Source organism: Azonexus caeni, from assembly GCF_048146105.1.
GTDB classification, from domain to species: Bacteria; Pseudomonadota; Gammaproteobacteria; order Burkholderiales; family Rhodocyclaceae; genus Azonexus; species Azonexus aromaticus_B.
On sequence record NZ_JBKJAD010000019.1, the window covers coordinates 1 to 14,925 of the forward strand.

The 14,925-nt window shown below is 66.8% G+C and carries 15 protein-coding genes; 9 read left to right on the plus strand and 6 right to left on the minus strand.

Annotation, left to right across the window (positions count from 1 at the left end; translation table 11 throughout):
- Window positions 1-253 precede the first annotated feature (253 nt).
- The 5 genes from ACLIIZ_RS15805 (at window position 254) to ACLIIZ_RS15825 (ending at window position 5,152) form a co-directional block, all read left to right on the plus strand.
- The gene (locus ACLIIZ_RS15805; protein WP_416693728.1) at window positions 254-1,273 is read left to right on the plus strand and encodes a lysylphosphatidylglycerol synthase domain-containing protein; all 1,020 of its coding nucleotides are present in this window, start codon (window positions 254-256) and stop codon (window positions 1,271-1,273) included.
- The gene (locus ACLIIZ_RS15810; protein ID WP_416693730.1) at window positions 1,270-2,322 is read left to right on the plus strand and encodes a glycosyltransferase family 2 protein; all 1,053 of its coding nucleotides are present in this window, start codon (window positions 1,270-1,272) and stop codon (window positions 2,320-2,322) included. Before ACLIIZ_RS15805 ends, ACLIIZ_RS15810 begins: the two co-directional genes overlap by 4 nt.
- Window positions 2,312-3,760 (plus strand): ArnT family glycosyltransferase, encoded by a 1,449-nt coding sequence (locus ACLIIZ_RS15815; protein ID WP_416693731.1) that lies wholly within the window; start codon window positions 2,312-2,314, stop codon window positions 3,758-3,760. The genes ACLIIZ_RS15810 and ACLIIZ_RS15815 overlap by 11 nt, the downstream gene beginning before the upstream one ends.
- Window positions 3,741-4,442 (plus strand): phosphatase PAP2 family protein, encoded by a 702-nt coding sequence (locus ACLIIZ_RS15820; RefSeq protein WP_416693732.1) that lies wholly within the window; start codon window positions 3,741-3,743, stop codon window positions 4,440-4,442. Before ACLIIZ_RS15815 ends, ACLIIZ_RS15820 begins: the two co-directional genes overlap by 20 nt.
- 152 nt (window positions 4,443-4,594) lie before the next feature.
- Window positions 4,595-5,152: a response regulator gene (locus ACLIIZ_RS15825; protein WP_416693733.1), complete on the plus strand. Its 558-nt coding sequence runs from the start codon at window positions 4,595-4,597 to the stop codon at window positions 5,150-5,152.
- Here ACLIIZ_RS15825 and ACLIIZ_RS15830 read toward each other — a convergent pair.
- The gene (locus ACLIIZ_RS15830) at window positions 5,149-5,928 is read right to left on the minus strand and encodes a LytR/AlgR family response regulator transcription factor (RefSeq protein WP_416693734.1); all 780 of its coding nucleotides are present in this window, start codon (window positions 5,926-5,928) and stop codon (window positions 5,149-5,151) included. The genes ACLIIZ_RS15825 and ACLIIZ_RS15830 overlap by 4 nt on opposite strands.
- Window positions 5,907-6,920 (minus strand): sensor histidine kinase, encoded by a 1,014-nt coding sequence (locus tag ACLIIZ_RS15835; protein ID WP_416693735.1) that lies wholly within the window; start codon window positions 6,918-6,920, stop codon window positions 5,907-5,909. The genes ACLIIZ_RS15830 and ACLIIZ_RS15835 overlap by 22 nt, the downstream gene beginning before the upstream one ends.
- Window positions 6,921-6,981: 61 nt before the next feature.
- Between ACLIIZ_RS15835 and argH the strand changes: the two genes are divergently transcribed.
- Together argH and ACLIIZ_RS15845 are read left to right on the plus strand one after the other, a co-directional pair.
- A complete protein-coding gene (gene argH / locus ACLIIZ_RS15840; protein WP_416693736.1) occupies window positions 6,982-8,367 on the plus strand; it encodes an argininosuccinate lyase in 1,386 nt (461 codons plus the stop codon).
- 85 nt (window positions 8,368-8,452) lie between these two features.
- Complete coding sequence (locus tag ACLIIZ_RS15845) at window positions 8,453-8,809, plus strand: carboxymuconolactone decarboxylase family protein (RefSeq protein ID WP_416693737.1); 357 nt, start codon at window positions 8,453-8,455, stop codon at window positions 8,807-8,809.
- A 59-nt stretch (window positions 8,810-8,868) separates the two neighbouring features.
- On the opposite strand, the gene grxD is transcribed toward ACLIIZ_RS15845, so the two are convergent.
- From grxD to prfA, 3 genes are read right to left on the minus strand one after another with little or no spacing between them, the layout of a single operon-like run.
- Window positions 8,869-9,192, minus strand: a complete 324-nt coding sequence (gene grxD / locus ACLIIZ_RS15850) for a Grx4 family monothiol glutaredoxin (RefSeq protein WP_374326832.1) — start codon at window positions 9,190-9,192, stop codon at window positions 8,869-8,871.
- A gap of 16 nt (window positions 9,193-9,208) precedes the next feature.
- The gene (gene prmC, locus ACLIIZ_RS15855; protein ID WP_416693738.1) at window positions 9,209-10,015 is read right to left on the minus strand and encodes a peptide chain release factor N(5)-glutamine methyltransferase; all 807 of its coding nucleotides are present in this window, start codon (window positions 10,013-10,015) and stop codon (window positions 9,209-9,211) included.
- On the minus strand, window positions 10,012-11,094 hold the full coding sequence (prfA, locus tag ACLIIZ_RS15860) for a peptide chain release factor 1 (protein ID WP_416693739.1): 1,083 nt from the start codon (window positions 11,092-11,094) through the stop codon (window positions 10,012-10,014). The genes prmC and prfA overlap by 4 nt, the downstream gene beginning before the upstream one ends.
- A 124-nt stretch (window positions 11,095-11,218) precedes the next feature.
- On the opposite strand from prfA, the gene ACLIIZ_RS15865 reads away from it, so the two are divergent.
- Window positions 11,219-12,847 carry a GGDEF domain-containing response regulator gene (locus ACLIIZ_RS15865; protein WP_416693741.1) on the plus strand — a complete coding sequence of 543 codons (1,629 nt, stop codon included), beginning with the start codon at window positions 11,219-11,221 and terminating at the stop codon, window positions 12,845-12,847.
- A 14-nt stretch (window positions 12,848-12,861) separates the two neighbouring features.
- Here the strand turns inward: ACLIIZ_RS15865 and hemA are convergent, their stop codons facing one another.
- A complete protein-coding gene (gene hemA, locus ACLIIZ_RS15870) occupies window positions 12,862-14,109 on the minus strand; it encodes a glutamyl-tRNA reductase (protein ID WP_416693743.1) in 1,248 nt (415 codons plus the stop codon).
- Between the two features lie 134 nt (window positions 14,110-14,243).
- Here hemA and ACLIIZ_RS15875 point away from each other — a divergent pair, with 134 nt between their 5' ends.
- The gene (locus ACLIIZ_RS15875) at window positions 14,244-14,810 is read left to right on the plus strand and encodes an OmpA family protein (RefSeq protein ID WP_416693744.1); all 567 of its coding nucleotides are present in this window, start codon (window positions 14,244-14,246) and stop codon (window positions 14,808-14,810) included.
- Window positions 14,811-14,925: the final 115 nt, after the last annotated feature.

Consider the following 14,925-nt stretch of genomic DNA (forward strand, 5'->3'; position numbering starts at 1 on the left):
GGAAAATGAACAAAATGCCACGAGAATCCCCGTACCGGACCACAAAAATCAGCCCACTTCCCGGTCAAATCACCTTCACCTGCTTCATTCTCCAGGGCTCGGTGAATTGTTCAGCGTTTCCTTAACGGCCTTGCCTTAGTCTGCTGCGACTCGATCCACCGGAGCATTCCTTGTCCGCCCAGCCAATCGTCACGGCCTTGGCGTCCGCCACCTTGCTGCCCGCCTCAATTTCCCGGCACGTCGCCGATGGGCAATGCCCGCGGCCTTTCCGGTCCGGCCTCGCCGCGATCGGGTGGCCCGCCCGGAGGACGATGCGCCGCTCGCCGCCGACGCTGCCGGCTCGCGGCAACGCCCCCCGGGGCCTGCGGACGGCAATCCGTTGATCCTCCGGCTGTCCGTCTCCCTCCTGATCAGCGCCGCCTTGCTGTTCTGGCTGCTCGGCAGCCGGCAGGCAGCGGCGAGCTGGGCGGCCGTCCGCCTGCCGGCGCCGGGCGTTCTCGGCCTGCTCGTGCTGCTGCAATGCCTGTCCTACGCCTGCCGGGCGGCGCGCCTGTCGACGCAGTTCGCGACGCGCCTCGCGCTGGGTTGGCGTAGCACGCTGCGCATGACGCTGCTGCACAACCTCGGCATCAACGTCATTCCGTTCCGGGCCGGCGAACTGCTGCTGCCGGCGATGCTGCACCGTGCCGGCCTGCAACTCTCCGAGGCACTGGCCACCCTGCTCTGGTTGCGCGTCCAGGATGTCGTCGTGCTCGCCGGACTGGGCGTCGTACTGTGGCCTGGATTGCCGCTCGCGCTGCGCGGCGCCGCGCTGCTCGGGCTCGCCGCCGCCTGGCCGCTGACCCGCCATCTGGCGCGGACGGCCGAGGCCAACCAGTGCAGCGGCTTCCCGTTCCGCCACCTGCAGCGCCTGCGGCCGATGTTCGACGGTTCGCGCGCCAGTTGGCTGTGGACCGTCGCCAACTGGCTGAGCAAACTGAGCGGCCTCAGCCTCGCGCTCGCCGCGCTCGCCGGCCTGCCCGTCGCCACCGCCGTACCCGGCGTCCTCGGCGGCGAACTGTCGGCGATCCTGCCGGTGCAGGGAATCGCCGGTTTCGGCACCTACGAAGCCGGCGTCGCATTGCCGCTGGCCGGTTTCGGCCTGCCCTGGCAGCCGCTGCTCGCTGCCGCGCTGTCCTTGCACCTGATCACCATCGCGATCGCCCTCGTCGCCGGCGCCCTGGCCTGGATCGCCCTTCCCGCCCCCAACCTTCCGCCCTCCGCACCCGCATGAATCCGCCCCGCCCCATCCCTGCCCACAGCCTGTCGCTGGTGGTTCCGCTCTACAACGAGGAAAAATGCGTCGCCCCGCTGGTCGACCGCATCCATGCCTGCCTCGGCGATTACCCGTGGCGCTGGGAAGTGCTGCTGGTCGACGACGGCAGCAGCGACGACACCGTGGCCGAAATCGGCAAGGCCCGGCAGCGCTGGGGCGAGCACGTACGCTGCGTCGAACTGGCGCGCAACTTCCGCCAGACGGCCGCCATGCAGGCCGGCATCGACCAGGCGGCGGGCGATGTCATCGTCACCCTGGACGGCGATCTGCAGAACGATCCGGTCGATATCCCCGCGCTCGTCGCCAAGCTGCTCCGCGAAGACCTCGACCTGGTCGCCGGCTGGCGGCGCAACCGGCAGGACGGGCTGTGGCTGCGCAAGATCCCGTCACGCATCGCCAACCGGCTGATCGGCCGCGTCACCGGCGTCCGCCTGCACGACTACGGCTGCAGCCTGAAAGCCTTCCGCGCCAGCGTGCTGCGCCGCATCCAGCTGTACGGCGAGATGCACCGCTTCATCCCGGCCTGGCTGAGCACCGTGACCACGCCGCGACGAATCGCGGAGATGGCGGTCGAGCATCACCCTAGACGGCTGGGCGAATCCAAGTACGGCATTTCGCGCACCTTCCGCGTCATCCTCGATCTGCTGGCGGTGTATTTCTTCATGCGCTTCCGCGACCGCCCCGGCCACTTTTTCGGCAACATCGGGCTGGCGCTTTCCGGCCTGGGGTCGCTGGTCCTGCTCTACATGGCGGTACTCAAGCTGCTCGGCGAGAGCATCGGCACCCGACCGCTGCTGATGACCGGCTTCTTCGCCCTGCTGATCGGCATCCAGTGCGTGCTCACCGGCGTCCTCGCGGAAACCCTGTCGCGCATCTATTTCGGCGCCGACGCGGGACGCGCCTACGTCCTGCGCGACGCCCCGGACACTGGCGCCGACCTCCGCTGGCACCAGCCTGCCGCCCCGCAGCGGGCGGCAAGCCACCGCGAGACCAGCGATGTCCTCTGAACGCCTTTTCCGCTGGCCGTCGCTGCTCGCCGTCGCCGCGCTGTTCCTGGTCTGGCGGGTGCTGACGATAGGCACGGCGGGCATCACCCTGCACGTCGACGAGGCTCAATACTGGGGCTGGGCGCAGCACCTGAGCTGGGGCTATTTCTCCAAACCGCCCGGCATTGCGGCCTTGATCGCCGCGTCGACCGCGTTGTTCGGCGACTGCGTGCTGGGCAGCAAGGCGCTCGCCATGCTCTGCTACCCCTTGAGCGCGCTGCTCGTCTATGGGTTGGTCCGCGATGCCCGCGACGCGCGCGCCGCCTGGTGGTGCGCGCTGGCCGTCCTGACCCTGCCGATCTTCGCCTGGCTGGGCCTCGCCGTCACCACCGACGCGCTGCTCGTCCTGGCCTGGAGCGCGATGCTGCGCCTCTATGTCGATGCCCTGCGCGACGACCGGCTCTGGCGCTGGCTGCTGCTCGGCCTGGTCTGCGGCGCCGGCCTGCTGAGCAAGTACACGATGCTGGCCGGCCTGCTTTCGGCACTGCTCCATCTGCTGCTCTGCGAACGTCAGCGACTGGCCCGGCCCGGCCCCTGGCTGGCCGCCGGCCTCGCGCTGCTGTGCCTGGCGCCGAATCTCTGGTGGAACATCCAGCACGATTTCCCGACCCTGCGCCACACGGCAAAGATCACCGTCGAGCGCGACGGCGGCGGCCCGCTCGCGCTGCTCGAATTCGTCGCCAGCCAATGGGGCTGCTTCGGCCCGCTGCTTGGCGCTGCCTTCATCGCTGCCCTGCCGTCGGCTCGCCAGCGCACGCCGGCCGGCGACTTCGCCCGGCTGCTGCTCTGTTTCGCCCTCCCCTTGTGGTTGCTTGCCAGCGCCCAGGCCTACGCCGGCAAGGCCAACGCCAACTGGGCCGCACCGGCCTTCGTCCCGGCAAGCATCCTCGCCGTCCTCTGGTTGCGCGACAGCGGCCGTCAGCGCTGGCTATGGGCCGCTATCGTGCTCAACATCGCGATCAGCGCCATCGTCTATCACGGCAGCGCGGTACTGCGCGCCTTCGGCGCCAACCCGCCGACCCCTTACGCCCAGGTCATCGGCTGGGACCGCCTGGCGCAGCAACTCGAACCCTGGCTCGACGCCTACCCGCAAGCGATTCCGGTCGCCGGCAACCGCACGCTGATCGCCCACCTGCAATACGAACTGCGCGATCGACAACTGTCCGTCGCCCGCTGGAACCCCGATGGCAGCGTGCGCGACCACTACGAGCTGACCCAGTCGCTGACGCTGCCGCCCGGCGCGCCGCTGCTCTACCTTTCCACCGCCGCCCTGCCAAGCGATATCGCCAGCCGCTTCGCCCGCCACGAACACCTCGCCAGTCTCGCGACCGGTTCGCGCGGACCGGGGACCACGCGCCGGCTCGAGATATACCTGCTCGATGACTTCCAGAAGCCTTGAGTACCGCCTGATCCTCGGCGTCGGTCTTGTGCTGGCGATCCTGTTCATCACCCATCCCGAGATCGATCTCGCCGTCAGCCGCCACTTCTATGCGAGCGATGGCATCTGGCGCTACAACAGCGGCGATTTCTGGACTGCCTTGCCCAATCTGTGGGTGCCGCGCCTCGGCCGTGGCGTGCTCGCGTTGCTGATCCTTCTGGCGCTGATCGGCCGCTTTCGACCGGACCTCGTGCCGCCCGCGACCCGCGACAGCGTCGCCTTCCTGCTCGTCGCCGCATTGCTCGGCCCGCTCGTCGGCGTGGAGGCGATCAAGGCCCTGGCGGAACGCGCCCGACCTTCGGACATCGCGACCTTTGACGGCGCGCGGACCTTTTCGCCGGCCTTCCTGCCGGCAGGCCAATGCAAGCGCAACTGCGCCTTCGTCAGCGGTCACGCGGCGACCACCGCTTTCCTGCTCCTGGCCCCCGGCTGGCGACGCAGACGACGACTGCCCTGGCTGCTCGCCGCCATCGTCGCGACGGCATGCACCGGCTTGGCGCGTCTGGCAGTCGGAGCACACTTTCTTTCGGACGTGGTCTTTGCCTGGTATGCCAGCTACGCCGCCCTGTGGCTGAGCGAGCAGCTATGCCGACGGCTGTCGCGGCGGCCAGCCGCTTTGCCAACGCCCGCCGCCATCGACTAGAGCCCAGCGGGAAAAAGCACTAGACTTGCCGCGCCCCCCGTGGTCAAATGCATACGACATGAATCGGCGTCGCTCCCGGCGAACGGAACTGTTCCGTTCACCGCCGGAAAGCCCGGGCAGATCGTCGGAATCGAACCAAGCGGAGAAAATTCATGGGCATCCTGGATCAATTGAAATCCCTCTTCGGGCGCCCCGCCCGCGCACCGGAGCCGGTCGCCAAGGTGGTCCCGATGCCTGTGGAAAGGCGGCAGCGGCCGCGGGTCGACCCACCGCCGGGGACCTGCGTGCTGATCATTGACGATTCCAAGACCGTCGTTGCCGTGCTGCGCAAGTTCCTGCGCTCGGCCGGTCTCGACACCATCGAGTGTTTCGACGCCGAAAGCGGCCTCATCCAGTTGCAGGAAAAACGTCCGCAACTCGTCTTCCTCGACATCATGCTGCCGGGCATGAACGGTTTCGCCGCCCTGCGCGCCATCCGCCGCGATGCGCAGACACGCGACACGCCGGTGATCATGATGAGCGGCAACGAGCAGGCGATGGAACAGTTCTTCGGCACCCGCATCGGCGCCGACGATTTCATGAAGAAGCCCTTCAACCGCCAGGAAGTCTTTTTCCGTATCGAGCGCCTGCTCGACGAACAAGGCATCCCCCGACGCAACACGAAACCGGCTGCCGAGCAGCCGGCCTCCGCCCACGCGATCAGCGCCTAAACCGGATTCCCCAGCCCGCCTTTCGCCGCCACCCACTGGCGGCGACTGACCGGCAACTTCTCCGAAACACCGCGCAGCAGCGCCCAGCCGTAGGCCTCGGCATCGTCGCCGGCGGCTTTCTCGAAACCGGCGATCGCCCGCCGCGCCACCAGCACCGCTCGGTGCAGGCGCAAAAACTGCTCGGGAAACTCGTTTTCCAGATGGGTCAGCGACTCGTCGAGCAGGTATTCGCGCTCGACGGTGCGCGCCGCCACATATTTGAGGTCGGCACGGAAATACAGCACTTCCTCGACCGGTACCAGCAGCAGGCGGCCACGTTCGTGGCAGGACAGATGCGTGCGCCCGCCACCGCGCACCGCCTGACCGATGCCGGCCAGGACGGCGGGATCGGGCCGCGTCCCAGGCAGTTTCTGCAGCGCCGTCAGCAGGCGCTGGGCGCGCACCGGCTTCATCAGGTAATCAAGCGCGTTGAGATCGAAGGCCTGCACCGCGTAATTGTCGTAGGCAGTGGTGAAGATCACCGCCGGCGGGTTCGCCAAGCGCCCGAGGTGCGAAGCCAGCTCGATGCCGTCCATGCCGGGCATGCGGATATCGCAAAACACCACGTCGACCGCTTGCTTTTCCAGTTGCTCGAGCGCCTGCAGACCGTTCGCCGCCTCGCCGACAATCTCACCCGGGCACTGTCCGGCGATGTCGCCGAGCAGGGTGCGCAAACGCTCGCGCGCCAGCGGCTCGTCGTCGACCAGGAGGATTTTCAGCGGGGTTTGCGTTGGCATGGCAGCACGATGCGGACTTCGTAGTGGTGATCGTCAATCTCGGTCTCCAGCCGAGCCTCGAGATCGTAATACAGCGCCAGGCGTTCGCGGATGTTGAGCAATGCCATCTGGTTACCGGCGGCGGCAGCCGACCGACCGGCGGTCGGGTTGGCGATGCGCACCAGCAGCTCGTCGCCGCGCCGCTCCAGGCCGACGACCACGGTGCCGCCTTCGGGCAGCGGCTCGATGCCGTGGCGCACCGCGTTCTCCAGCAGCGGCTGCAGCATCAGCGGCGGGATCGGCAAATCGAGCGCCAGCTCGCCGAGCTGCCAATCGACTGCCAGGCGCTCGCCCAAGCGCAGTTGCTCAAGTTCAAGGTACTGCCGGCCGAGGGCAATCTCGTCGGCCAGGCTGACCCGCTCCGACGGATCGCGCATCGCCGCGCGGAACAGGTCGGAGAGCGCTTCCAGCGCCGCCTCGGCTTCCTTGGGGCGGGCCCGGATCAGCGAGAGGACGGCGTTCAGCGAATTGAACAGGAAATGCGGCCGGATCCGCGCGTTCAACGCTGCCAGCCGCGCCTCGGCCTGGGCCGGCGACAGCGCCCGCGAGCGCAGTTCGAAATAGAGCAGCAGCATCCCGGTTGCCGTCATGGCGAGCAGGCTGCCGCGAGTGACCGCCTCGGCCTCGACCAGGTGCAGTGAATGTCCATAGGCGAAGAGCACCGCCGCCAGGCCACCGGCCAATGCCAGCACGCAGGCCTGGCCGACGCGCAGGCGCAGGCGCCAGAGCAGGTCGCGGCACAGCGACAGGACGGCGAGACCGATCAGCAGCAACGGTTCGACCACCGAGGCCATGGCGACGAAGCGCTCACCCCAGCTCGCCAGGTCCGGCGACTGGATCAGCGCGGCGACGGCGGCGAGCAGGTTGATGCCGAGCAGGACGCGCAGCATGACGCCGAAGTTGCGCCAGTCGGGCAGCGGCTGGGTCGCCGGAAAGTGCCGTATACTTGTCATTCTTCTTGCGGATTCAACCGAATTCCTCATCTCGTTTCGCGCCCCATTGTAGACCCAAGTCATGACTTCCAACGCCAACCAATACACCTGGGCCGGCCGCTTCTCCGAGCCGGTCTCCGATCTCGTCAAACGCTACACGGCCTCGGTCGATTTCGACCAGCGCATGTGGCGCCAGGACATCCGGGGCTCGCTCGCGCACGCCCGGATGCTCGCCCGGCAAGGCATCATCAGCGCCCAGGACCTGGCCGACATCGAGCGCGGCATGGCGCAAGTCGCTGAGGAAATCGAGTCCGGTCAGCTGGCATGGTCGATCGACCTGGAAGACGTGCACCTCAACATCGAGAAGCGCCTCACCGCGCTCGTCGGCGACGCCGGCAAGCGCCTGCACACCGGCCGCTCGCGCAACGACCAGGTGGCGACCGACATCCGCCTCTACCTGCGCGACGCGATCGACGACATCCAGGTTCTGCTGAAGGCCTTCCGCAGCGCGCTGATCGACCTCGCCGAGAAGGAAGCGGCAACGCCGATGCCCGGCTTCACCCATCTGCAGGTGGCGCAACCAGTGACCTTCGGCCACCATGTCCTGGCCTATTTCGAGATGTTCGGCCGAGACGCCGAGCGTTTCGCCGACGCCAGGAAGCGCGTCAACCGCCTGCCGCTGGGCGCTGCCGCGCTGGCCGGCACGACCTACCCGATCGACCGCGAGTTCGTCGCCGACCAACTCGGTTTCGAAGGCGTCTGCGAGAACTCGCTGGACGCCGTGTCGGACCGCGACTTCGCGATCGAATTCACCGCCGCCTGTGCCCTCTTGATGATGCACATCAGCCGCCTGTCGGAAGAACTGGTGATGTGGATGAGCCCGCGCGTCGGCTTCATCCAGATTGCCGACCGCTTCTGCACCGGCTCGTCGATCATGCCGCAGAAGAAGAACCCGGACGTGCCGGAACTGGCGCGCGGCAAGACCGGCCGTGTCTACGGCCAGCTAATCAGCCTGCTGACCCTGATGAAGTCGCAGCCGCTGGCTTACAACAAGGACAACCAGGAAGACAAGGAACCGCTGTTCGACGCCGTCGACACGGTCACCGACACGCTACGCATCTTCGCCGACATGGCCGGCGGCATCACGGTGCGCGCCGACAACATGCAGGCCGCGCTGACCCAGGGCTTCGCCACCGCCACCGACCTCGCCGACTACCTGGTCAAGAAGGGCCTGCCCTTCCGCGACGCCCATGAAGCGGTCGGTCACGCGGTGAAGGCTGCGGAGTTCAAGGGTGTCGATCTGCCCGGCCTGACGCTGGAGGAGTTCCGCCAGTTCTCGCCGCTGATCGACGACGATGTCTATACCGTGCTCACCGTCGAGGGTTCGCTGGCCAGCCGCAAGCACATCGGCGGCACGGCACCGGAGCAGGTGAAAGCCGCCATCGCCCGCGCCCGCCACCGCCTCTGAGCCTGGCACACGGCACCGGAAAGCGTGGCTGACACGCTTTCCGGTTAAAATTAGCGTTCTCTAATTTAACCTATCGGGAGAACGCATGAGCAGCAAATCCTACCGCGCCGTCACCACCGACCTGACCAAGGCCCTCGGCACCCTGCGCAAGGAACTACCGGAAGCCACCCAGGGTTTCTCGGCGATGCACAACGGCGCGATGAAGGCCGGTGCGCTGAGCGAACTGCAGAAGGAATTGATCGCGCTGGCGATCGGCATCGCCCAGCATTGCGACGGCTGCATCGGCTTCCACGTCAAGGCACTGATCCGTCTCGGCGTGACCCGCGAGCAGTTCCTGGAAACGCTGGCGGTGAGCATCTACATGGGCGGCGGCCCGGGCTACATGACGGCCGCCGAGGCGTTACGCGCCTACGAGGAATTCACTGCCGAGAAGGCCGCCTGAACGGCGCCCGTTAAAAAGCCCCGGGCAATTGCCGGGGCTTATTCATGCTGCCATGCCGCTCAGGCGCTGACGACGTCGGCCAGCATCTGCTGCAATTCGCCGGCCGCGTACATTTCCTTCATGATGTCGCAGCCGCCGACGAACTCGCCCTTGATGTAGAGCTGCGGGATGGTCGGCCAGTTAGCGTAGTCCTTGACCCCCTGGCGGATTTCCTCGTCGGCCAGCACGTTGACCGTGACGAAGTCGTTCACGCCGCAGGCCTTCAGGATCTGCACCGCGGCAGCGGAAAAGCCGCACTGCGGGAAGCGGGCGTCGCCCTTCATGTAGAGGACGACCGGGTTGCCGGTGACGGTTGCGTGGATGCGTTGTTGTACGTCGGACATGGGGACTCCAGTTGCATTACAGGTGCCCGCCGGAAACACGGTCGTTGCCGGCCAGGTCGGGTTGCGTGAATGCGTCTTGGAACCCGGCGGCGGCCAATAAGTTCCGGCTCGCCGCGCCCTGGTCGTAACCATGCTCGAACAGCAGCCAGCCGCCGGCCGTCAGATGCGCCGCGGCGCCGGCAACGATGGCGCGGATGCAGTTCAGCCCGTCGCCGCCGTCGGTGAGCGCCATCTGCGGCTCGCAGGGCAGGCCATCGCCGCTCAGGTGCGGGTCGTCGGCGGCAATGTAGGGCGGGTTGGCGACGATCAGGTCGAAACGCTCGCCGCTCAGCGCCGCGTACCAGTCGCTGTCGACACAGCGCACGGCGGCGCCGAGACGGCCGGCATTGTTGCGGGCAACGGCGAGCGCGGCCGGCGAGAGATCGACGGCGACGACGTCGGCCGCGGGAAATTCGAGCGCCAGCGAGACGGCGACGATGCCGGAACCGGTCCCCAGGTCGAGTACCCGCGGCCGGCCGGCCAAGCGGGCCAGCGCCAGCTCGATCAGGACCTCGGTTTCCGGCCGCGGCACCAGTACTGCCGGCGAGACCTGGAACAGGCGACCGCGAAACTCCGCCTCGCCAACGATGTAGGCCAGCGGTTCGCCGGCGGCGCGGCGGTCGACCCAATCCAGGAACTGCGCGGCGGCTGGCGCGGGCAGCGGCGTTTCCGGCCGCGCCAGGAGGTCGGCATGCGCACAGCCGCTGGCGCGTTCGAGGAGCAGGCGGGCGTCGAGCCGGTCGATCTTCTGCCGCGCCGCGACCAGCGCTTCGCCCAGCGTCATTGCTGCTCGGCCAGTTCGGCGAGCAGGTCGGCCTGGTGTTCGGCGGCCAGCGCGTCGAGCACTTCGTCCATGTCGCCTTCCATGATCGCGGCGATCTTGTACAGCGTCAGGTTGATGCGGTGGTCGGTGACCCGTCCCTGCGGGAAGTTGTAGGTGCGGATGCGCTCGGAGCGGTCGCCGGAACCGATCAGATTCTTGCGCGTGCTGGCGATGTGGCTTTGCTGCGCGCGCACCTGGATGTCCTTGATGCGCGCCGCCAGCACCTTCATTGCCGACGCCTTGTTGGCGTGCTGCGAACGGCCGTCCTGGCATTCGGCGACGATGCCGGTCGGCAGGTGGGTGATGCGCACCGCCGAATCGGTCTTGTTGATGTGCTGGCCGCCGGCGCCGGACGCGCGGAAGGTGTCGATGCGCAGGTCAGCCGGGTTGAGGTTGACGTCCTCGACCTCGTCGGCTTCCGGCATCACGGCGACGGTGCAGGCCGAGGTGTGGATGCGCCCCTGGGTCTCGGTTTCCGGCACGCGCTGCACGCGGTGACCGCCGGATTCGAACTTGAGCCGGGAATAAGCGCCGTAACCGGCGATGCGGCAGATCACTTCCTTGTAGCCACCGAGATCGGACTCGCTGGCCGACAAGACTTCGACCTGCCAGCGCTGGCGCTCGGCGTAGCGCGAATACATGCGGAAGAGATCGCCGGCGAACAGCGCCGACTCGTCGCCGCCGGTGCCGGCGCGGATTTCCAGGATGACGCTCTTGTCGTCGTTGGGATCCTTGGGCAGCAGCAGTTTCTGCAGTTCGATTTCGAGTGCCGGCAGGCGCGCCTTGGCGGCGGCAACTTCCTCTTCGGCGAACTCGCGCAGATCGGGATCGCCGCGCATCGCCTCCGCTTCCGCCAGATCGTTTTCCGCCTGACAAAAGGCGTTGTAGCGAATGGTCACCGGTTCGACTTCTGCCCGCTCGCGCGAGAGACGGGTAAACTGGGCCATGTCGCCAGCCGCGTCGGGCGAAGACAGCAGACGATCGATTTCGTCGAGGCGATCGACCAGCAGATCCAGTTTTTGACGAATGCTAGCTTTCATCGATCCGGGCGGCGGGACTAGGAGAATGGGGCCGTTATGGTACCCGAGTTCCCCCCCGGTAATACACCGAGATTGCCAGGATCGGGTTCCGTCAGCATAATTGTTCGATTGTTCTGAATGCGCGATGTCAAATTTTCCAAATTCCGTGCTCGCCCTCGCCGCCACTCTTGAGCGAGGCTGGGCCAGTTACCGCGAACAGGGCGTGTTCGACATCTTCGTCGAATTCACCCTATCGCTGAACGGCCTCACCGAACAACTGCATCGCCTGCAGTTGCCGGGGCTGGTCCGCGCCTGCCAGGAACTGGAAAACACCGCGCTGTCCTTCTACGGCGAACGCGACACCCACCCGATCTCGCTCGACCAGGCGGTCGCCATCGAGCGCAAGCTGAGCGTCATCCTGAGTGAACTGCGGCGCCACGAAACACCGGCCATCCAGGCCCGGCGCGTCCTCGACAACAGCGAGGGGAAAGCCGCGGAGACCTGGAACAAGCCGCGCCGCGTGGTTCTCGTCAGCCGCGCCGGCCACCCCTGGTCCACCTCGCTGTCGGAACAGCTCGGTTTCTTCGGCTTCAAGCCGGAAAGCATCCGCTGGGAAGAACAACCCACCGACGACGAGCCGCCGCTCGCCATCATCTTCATCCCCGACGTCGAAGGCCGGGCCTATCCGCCGGCGGCGATCACCGCGATCATCGCCCTGCGCACGCGCTTCCCGACCAGTTATTTCTACTGCCTGTCGGTGCCCTCCAACCTGCAAAGCATCGTCCTGCTGCAGCGCGCCGGCGCCGACGCCTGCGTGCCGGTCGGCAACAAGGTCAGCGACGTCCTGTCGCGTATCCTCGATCTGGTGGACATGCACGAGCAGGAGATGTACCGCGTACTGATCGTCGAGGACTCGGCCACCGCCGTCGCCCACATCCGGCGCTCGCTGACGCAGCACGGCATCGACAGCAAGGCGATCAACGACCCGCGCCTGCTCCTCGAAGTGGCCAGCGAATACCGCCCCGACGCCATCCTGATGGACATGTACATGCCCTTCTGCACTGGCGTCGAAGTCACCAGCGCGCTGCGCCAGATTCCCGAATACCAGTCGCTGCCGGTGATCTACCTGTCGAGCGAGAACGACATCGTGCAGCAGGTCGAAGCCCTGCGCCTGGGCGGCGACCAGTTCCTGACCAAGCCGGTCAACCCGATCATCCTCGCCTCGGTGGTCAAGACCAAGATCGAGCGCTACCGGGAAATGCTCTATTCCGGCCAGCACGACAGCCTGACCGGGCTGTTCAACCACTCGACCTCCAAGCTCCAGGTCGAGCGCATGCTCAATGCTGCGCAGGCCGGCGGCCAGTTGGTGGTGGCGATGATCGACATCGACCGCTTCAAGGTGATCAACGACACCTACGGCCACCCGGTCGGCGACCAGGTGATCCGCAGCCTGGCCTGGCTGCTCCGTGGCCGCCTGCGCAACACCGACCTGGTCGGCCGCTACGGCGGCGAGGAATTCCTGATTGCGCTGCCCGACATCGACCCGGAGCACGCGGTCCGCCTGATCGACCAAATCCGTCTCGATTTCGGCCAGCTACCGCACGCCCACGCCCAGGGCACCTTGCGCGTCACCTTCAGTTGCGGCGTCGCCGCGCTACCCGATTACCTGACCACCTCGACCCTGATCGAAGCCGCCGACGACGCGCTGCTTGACGCCAAGCGCAGCGGCCGCAACCGCATCGTCCTCAACCGCCCGACGAGCGGCAGCGACTGAAGCCCCCCTGGCGCTCAGTCGCCGTGCAGGTGGAACAGACGCGCTACCGTCTGCTGCAGGCGTTGCCTGTCCTCGCCTTCGGCCGCGCCGAGGGCGCTGGTCGGCGCGTGCAGGAACTTGTTGCTCAGACGCTGCGCCAGTTGTTCGACCACCTTCTCCGGCGCCTCGCCACGCGCCAGCAACTTCAGCGCATGCTCGACTTCGTGGCGCCGCATGCGCTCGGCCGAATCGCGCAGGGCGCGGATCACCGGCACCGTGTCGCGCGCCTCCAGCCAGCCGATGAATTCCTGCACCCGCTGGGCAATGATTCCCTCGGCCTCGACCACCGCCGCCTGGCGCGACTCCATGCCGCTCTCGACAATCTGCGCCAGGTCGTCGACGGTGTACAAAAAGACGTCGTCGAGTTCGCCGACTTCCTCCTCGACGTCGCGCGGCACCGCCAGGTCGACGATGAAGATCGGCCGGTGGCGGCGCAGTTTGACCGCCCGTTCGGCCATCCCCAGGCCGATGATGGGCAGCGGACTGGCGGTACAGGAAACGACGATGTCGTGCTGCGGCAAGGCATCGGCCAGCTCGTCGAGGCGGATGGCGCGACCGGCGTAGCGTTCGGCCAGCTCCCGGCCACGTTCGACGGTGCGGTTGGCAACCGTCACCTGACGCGGCTTTTCGGCACAGAAGTGGGCGGCGCACAATTCGATCATCTCGCCGGCGCCGATGAACAGGATGCGCTGACCGGCCACCGAATCGAAGATGCGCTCGGCGAGATGGACCCCAGCCGCCGCCATCGACACGATGTTGGCGCCGATCGCGGTGGTGCTGCGCACTTCCTTGGCCACCGAGAAGGCGCGCTGAAACAGCTTGTGCAACTGGCTGCCGAGAGTGCCGACATCTTCCGCGGCGCGCACCGCGTCCTTGACCTGACCAAGAATCTGCGGCTCGCCGATGACCATCGAATCAAGTCCGCAGGCAACCCGGAAGGCATGACGCACGGCAGCCGGCTGGTCATGCACGTAGAGATAGGGCGCCAGTTCCTCGTACGCCACCTGGTGGTAGGACGTCAGCCAGTCGATCACCTGCTGCGCCGATTCCGCGGCACAGTAGATCTCGGTCCGGTTGCAGGTCGACAGGATCGCCACCTCCTTCACCGCCTTGGCCTGCGCCAGTTCGGCCAGCGCATGCTGCAGCTTGTCGGCGCCAAAAGCCACGCGTTCGCGGATGGCGAGCGGTGCCGAGTGGTGGTTGATGCCTAAGGTAAAGATCACGGGAAACTGGCGTAACGAAATTTGGTGCGCGATTATACACCGCCCCGAAACCCCACCTTCCCGGGCGCAAGGGAAACTGGTAGAGCGGGCCGAGAGCGGCTATCATCCTGCGATTGCTTAGTTGCCCGACCATCATGCGCCCGATTCCCCTCATCCTGTTGCTTGCCTCCCTACTCAGCGCCTGCGCCACCGGCAACGATCCGTCACGCTCCCGGCAGATCGCCCAGAGCGGAGCGCTCAAGGTGCACCCCGGGCTGCTCGGCCAGGAAGTGCCGTCCGAACTGCAACCGGCAACGCCGGTGGTGGCCGCCGCGGAAACCGGCGAAAAGCCGATGCGCATGGACGAGGAAGGCCTGCGCACGCAACGCAGCGTCTATTTCGACCTCGATCAGGCAGCGATCAAGGCCGACTACGATCCCATCCTGCAGGCACACGCCCGCTACCTGGCGAGCCATCCGCAAACCCGGGTACGCATCGAAGGCCACGCCGACGAGCGCGGCAGCAGCGGCTACAACGAACGCCTCGGCCTGAAGCGGGCGCAAAGCGTGCGCGCCACGCTGCTCGGCCACGGCGCCGGCAGCACCCAGGTCACGGTCAAGACCTGGGGCAAGCGCAAGCCGAAGCTGCTCGGACGCAACGAGGAAGCCTGGGCGGAGAACCGACGGGCCGACGTGATCTACGAGCAGGACGCAGGCAAATAAAACAAACCAACCCGGCGTCCGCCGGGTTTTTTTTGCACAGTGTTTCGGGAAAGCAAAGCCCCACACGAACTAGAACTAAAGTTATATATTCGCCCCCAAACGGCAACCGCAGCGG

What these genes read in the sequence shown, in the direction of transcription:
- argH (WP_416693736.1), top strand. Translation starts at nt 6,982, where the DNA reads ATGACTTCCAACGCCAACCAATACACCTGGGCCGGCCGCTTCTCCGAG.
- ACLIIZ_RS15835 (WP_416693735.1), bottom strand. Translation starts at nt 6,920, where the DNA reads ATGACAAGTATACGGCACTTTCCGGCGACCCAGCCGCTGCCCGACTGG.
- ACLIIZ_RS15875 (WP_416693744.1), top strand. Translation starts at nt 14,244, where the DNA reads ATGCGCCCGATTCCCCTCATCCTGTTGCTTGCCTCCCTACTCAGCGCC.
- ACLIIZ_RS15810 (WP_416693730.1), top strand. Translation starts at nt 1,270, where the DNA reads ATGAATCCGCCCCGCCCCATCCCTGCCCACAGCCTGTCGCTGGTGGTT.
- prfA (WP_416693739.1), bottom strand. Translation starts at nt 11,094, where the DNA reads ATGAAAGCTAGCATTCGTCAAAAACTGGATCTGCTGGTCGATCGCCTC.
- ACLIIZ_RS15825 (WP_416693733.1), top strand. Translation starts at nt 4,595, where the DNA reads ATGGGCATCCTGGATCAATTGAAATCCCTCTTCGGGCGCCCCGCCCGC.
- ACLIIZ_RS15815 (WP_416693731.1), top strand. Translation starts at nt 2,312, where the DNA reads ATGTCCTCTGAACGCCTTTTCCGCTGGCCGTCGCTGCTCGCCGTCGCC.
- prmC (WP_416693738.1), bottom strand. Translation starts at nt 10,015, where the DNA reads ATGACGCTGGGCGAAGCGCTGGTCGCGGCGCGGCAGAAGATCGACCGG.
- ACLIIZ_RS15845 (WP_416693737.1), top strand. Translation starts at nt 8,453, where the DNA reads ATGAGCAGCAAATCCTACCGCGCCGTCACCACCGACCTGACCAAGGCC.
- ACLIIZ_RS15820 (WP_416693732.1), top strand. Translation starts at nt 3,741, where the DNA reads ATGACTTCCAGAAGCCTTGAGTACCGCCTGATCCTCGGCGTCGGTCTT.
- ACLIIZ_RS15865 (WP_416693741.1), top strand. Translation starts at nt 11,219, where the DNA reads ATGTCAAATTTTCCAAATTCCGTGCTCGCCCTCGCCGCCACTCTTGAG.
- ACLIIZ_RS15805 (WP_416693728.1), top strand. Translation starts at nt 254, where the DNA reads ATGCCCGCGGCCTTTCCGGTCCGGCCTCGCCGCGATCGGGTGGCCCGC.
- ACLIIZ_RS15830 (WP_416693734.1), bottom strand. Translation starts at nt 5,928, where the DNA reads ATGCCAACGCAAACCCCGCTGAAAATCCTCCTGGTCGACGACGAGCCG.
- grxD (WP_374326832.1), bottom strand. Translation starts at nt 9,192, where the DNA reads ATGTCCGACGTACAACAACGCATCCACGCAACCGTCACCGGCAACCCG.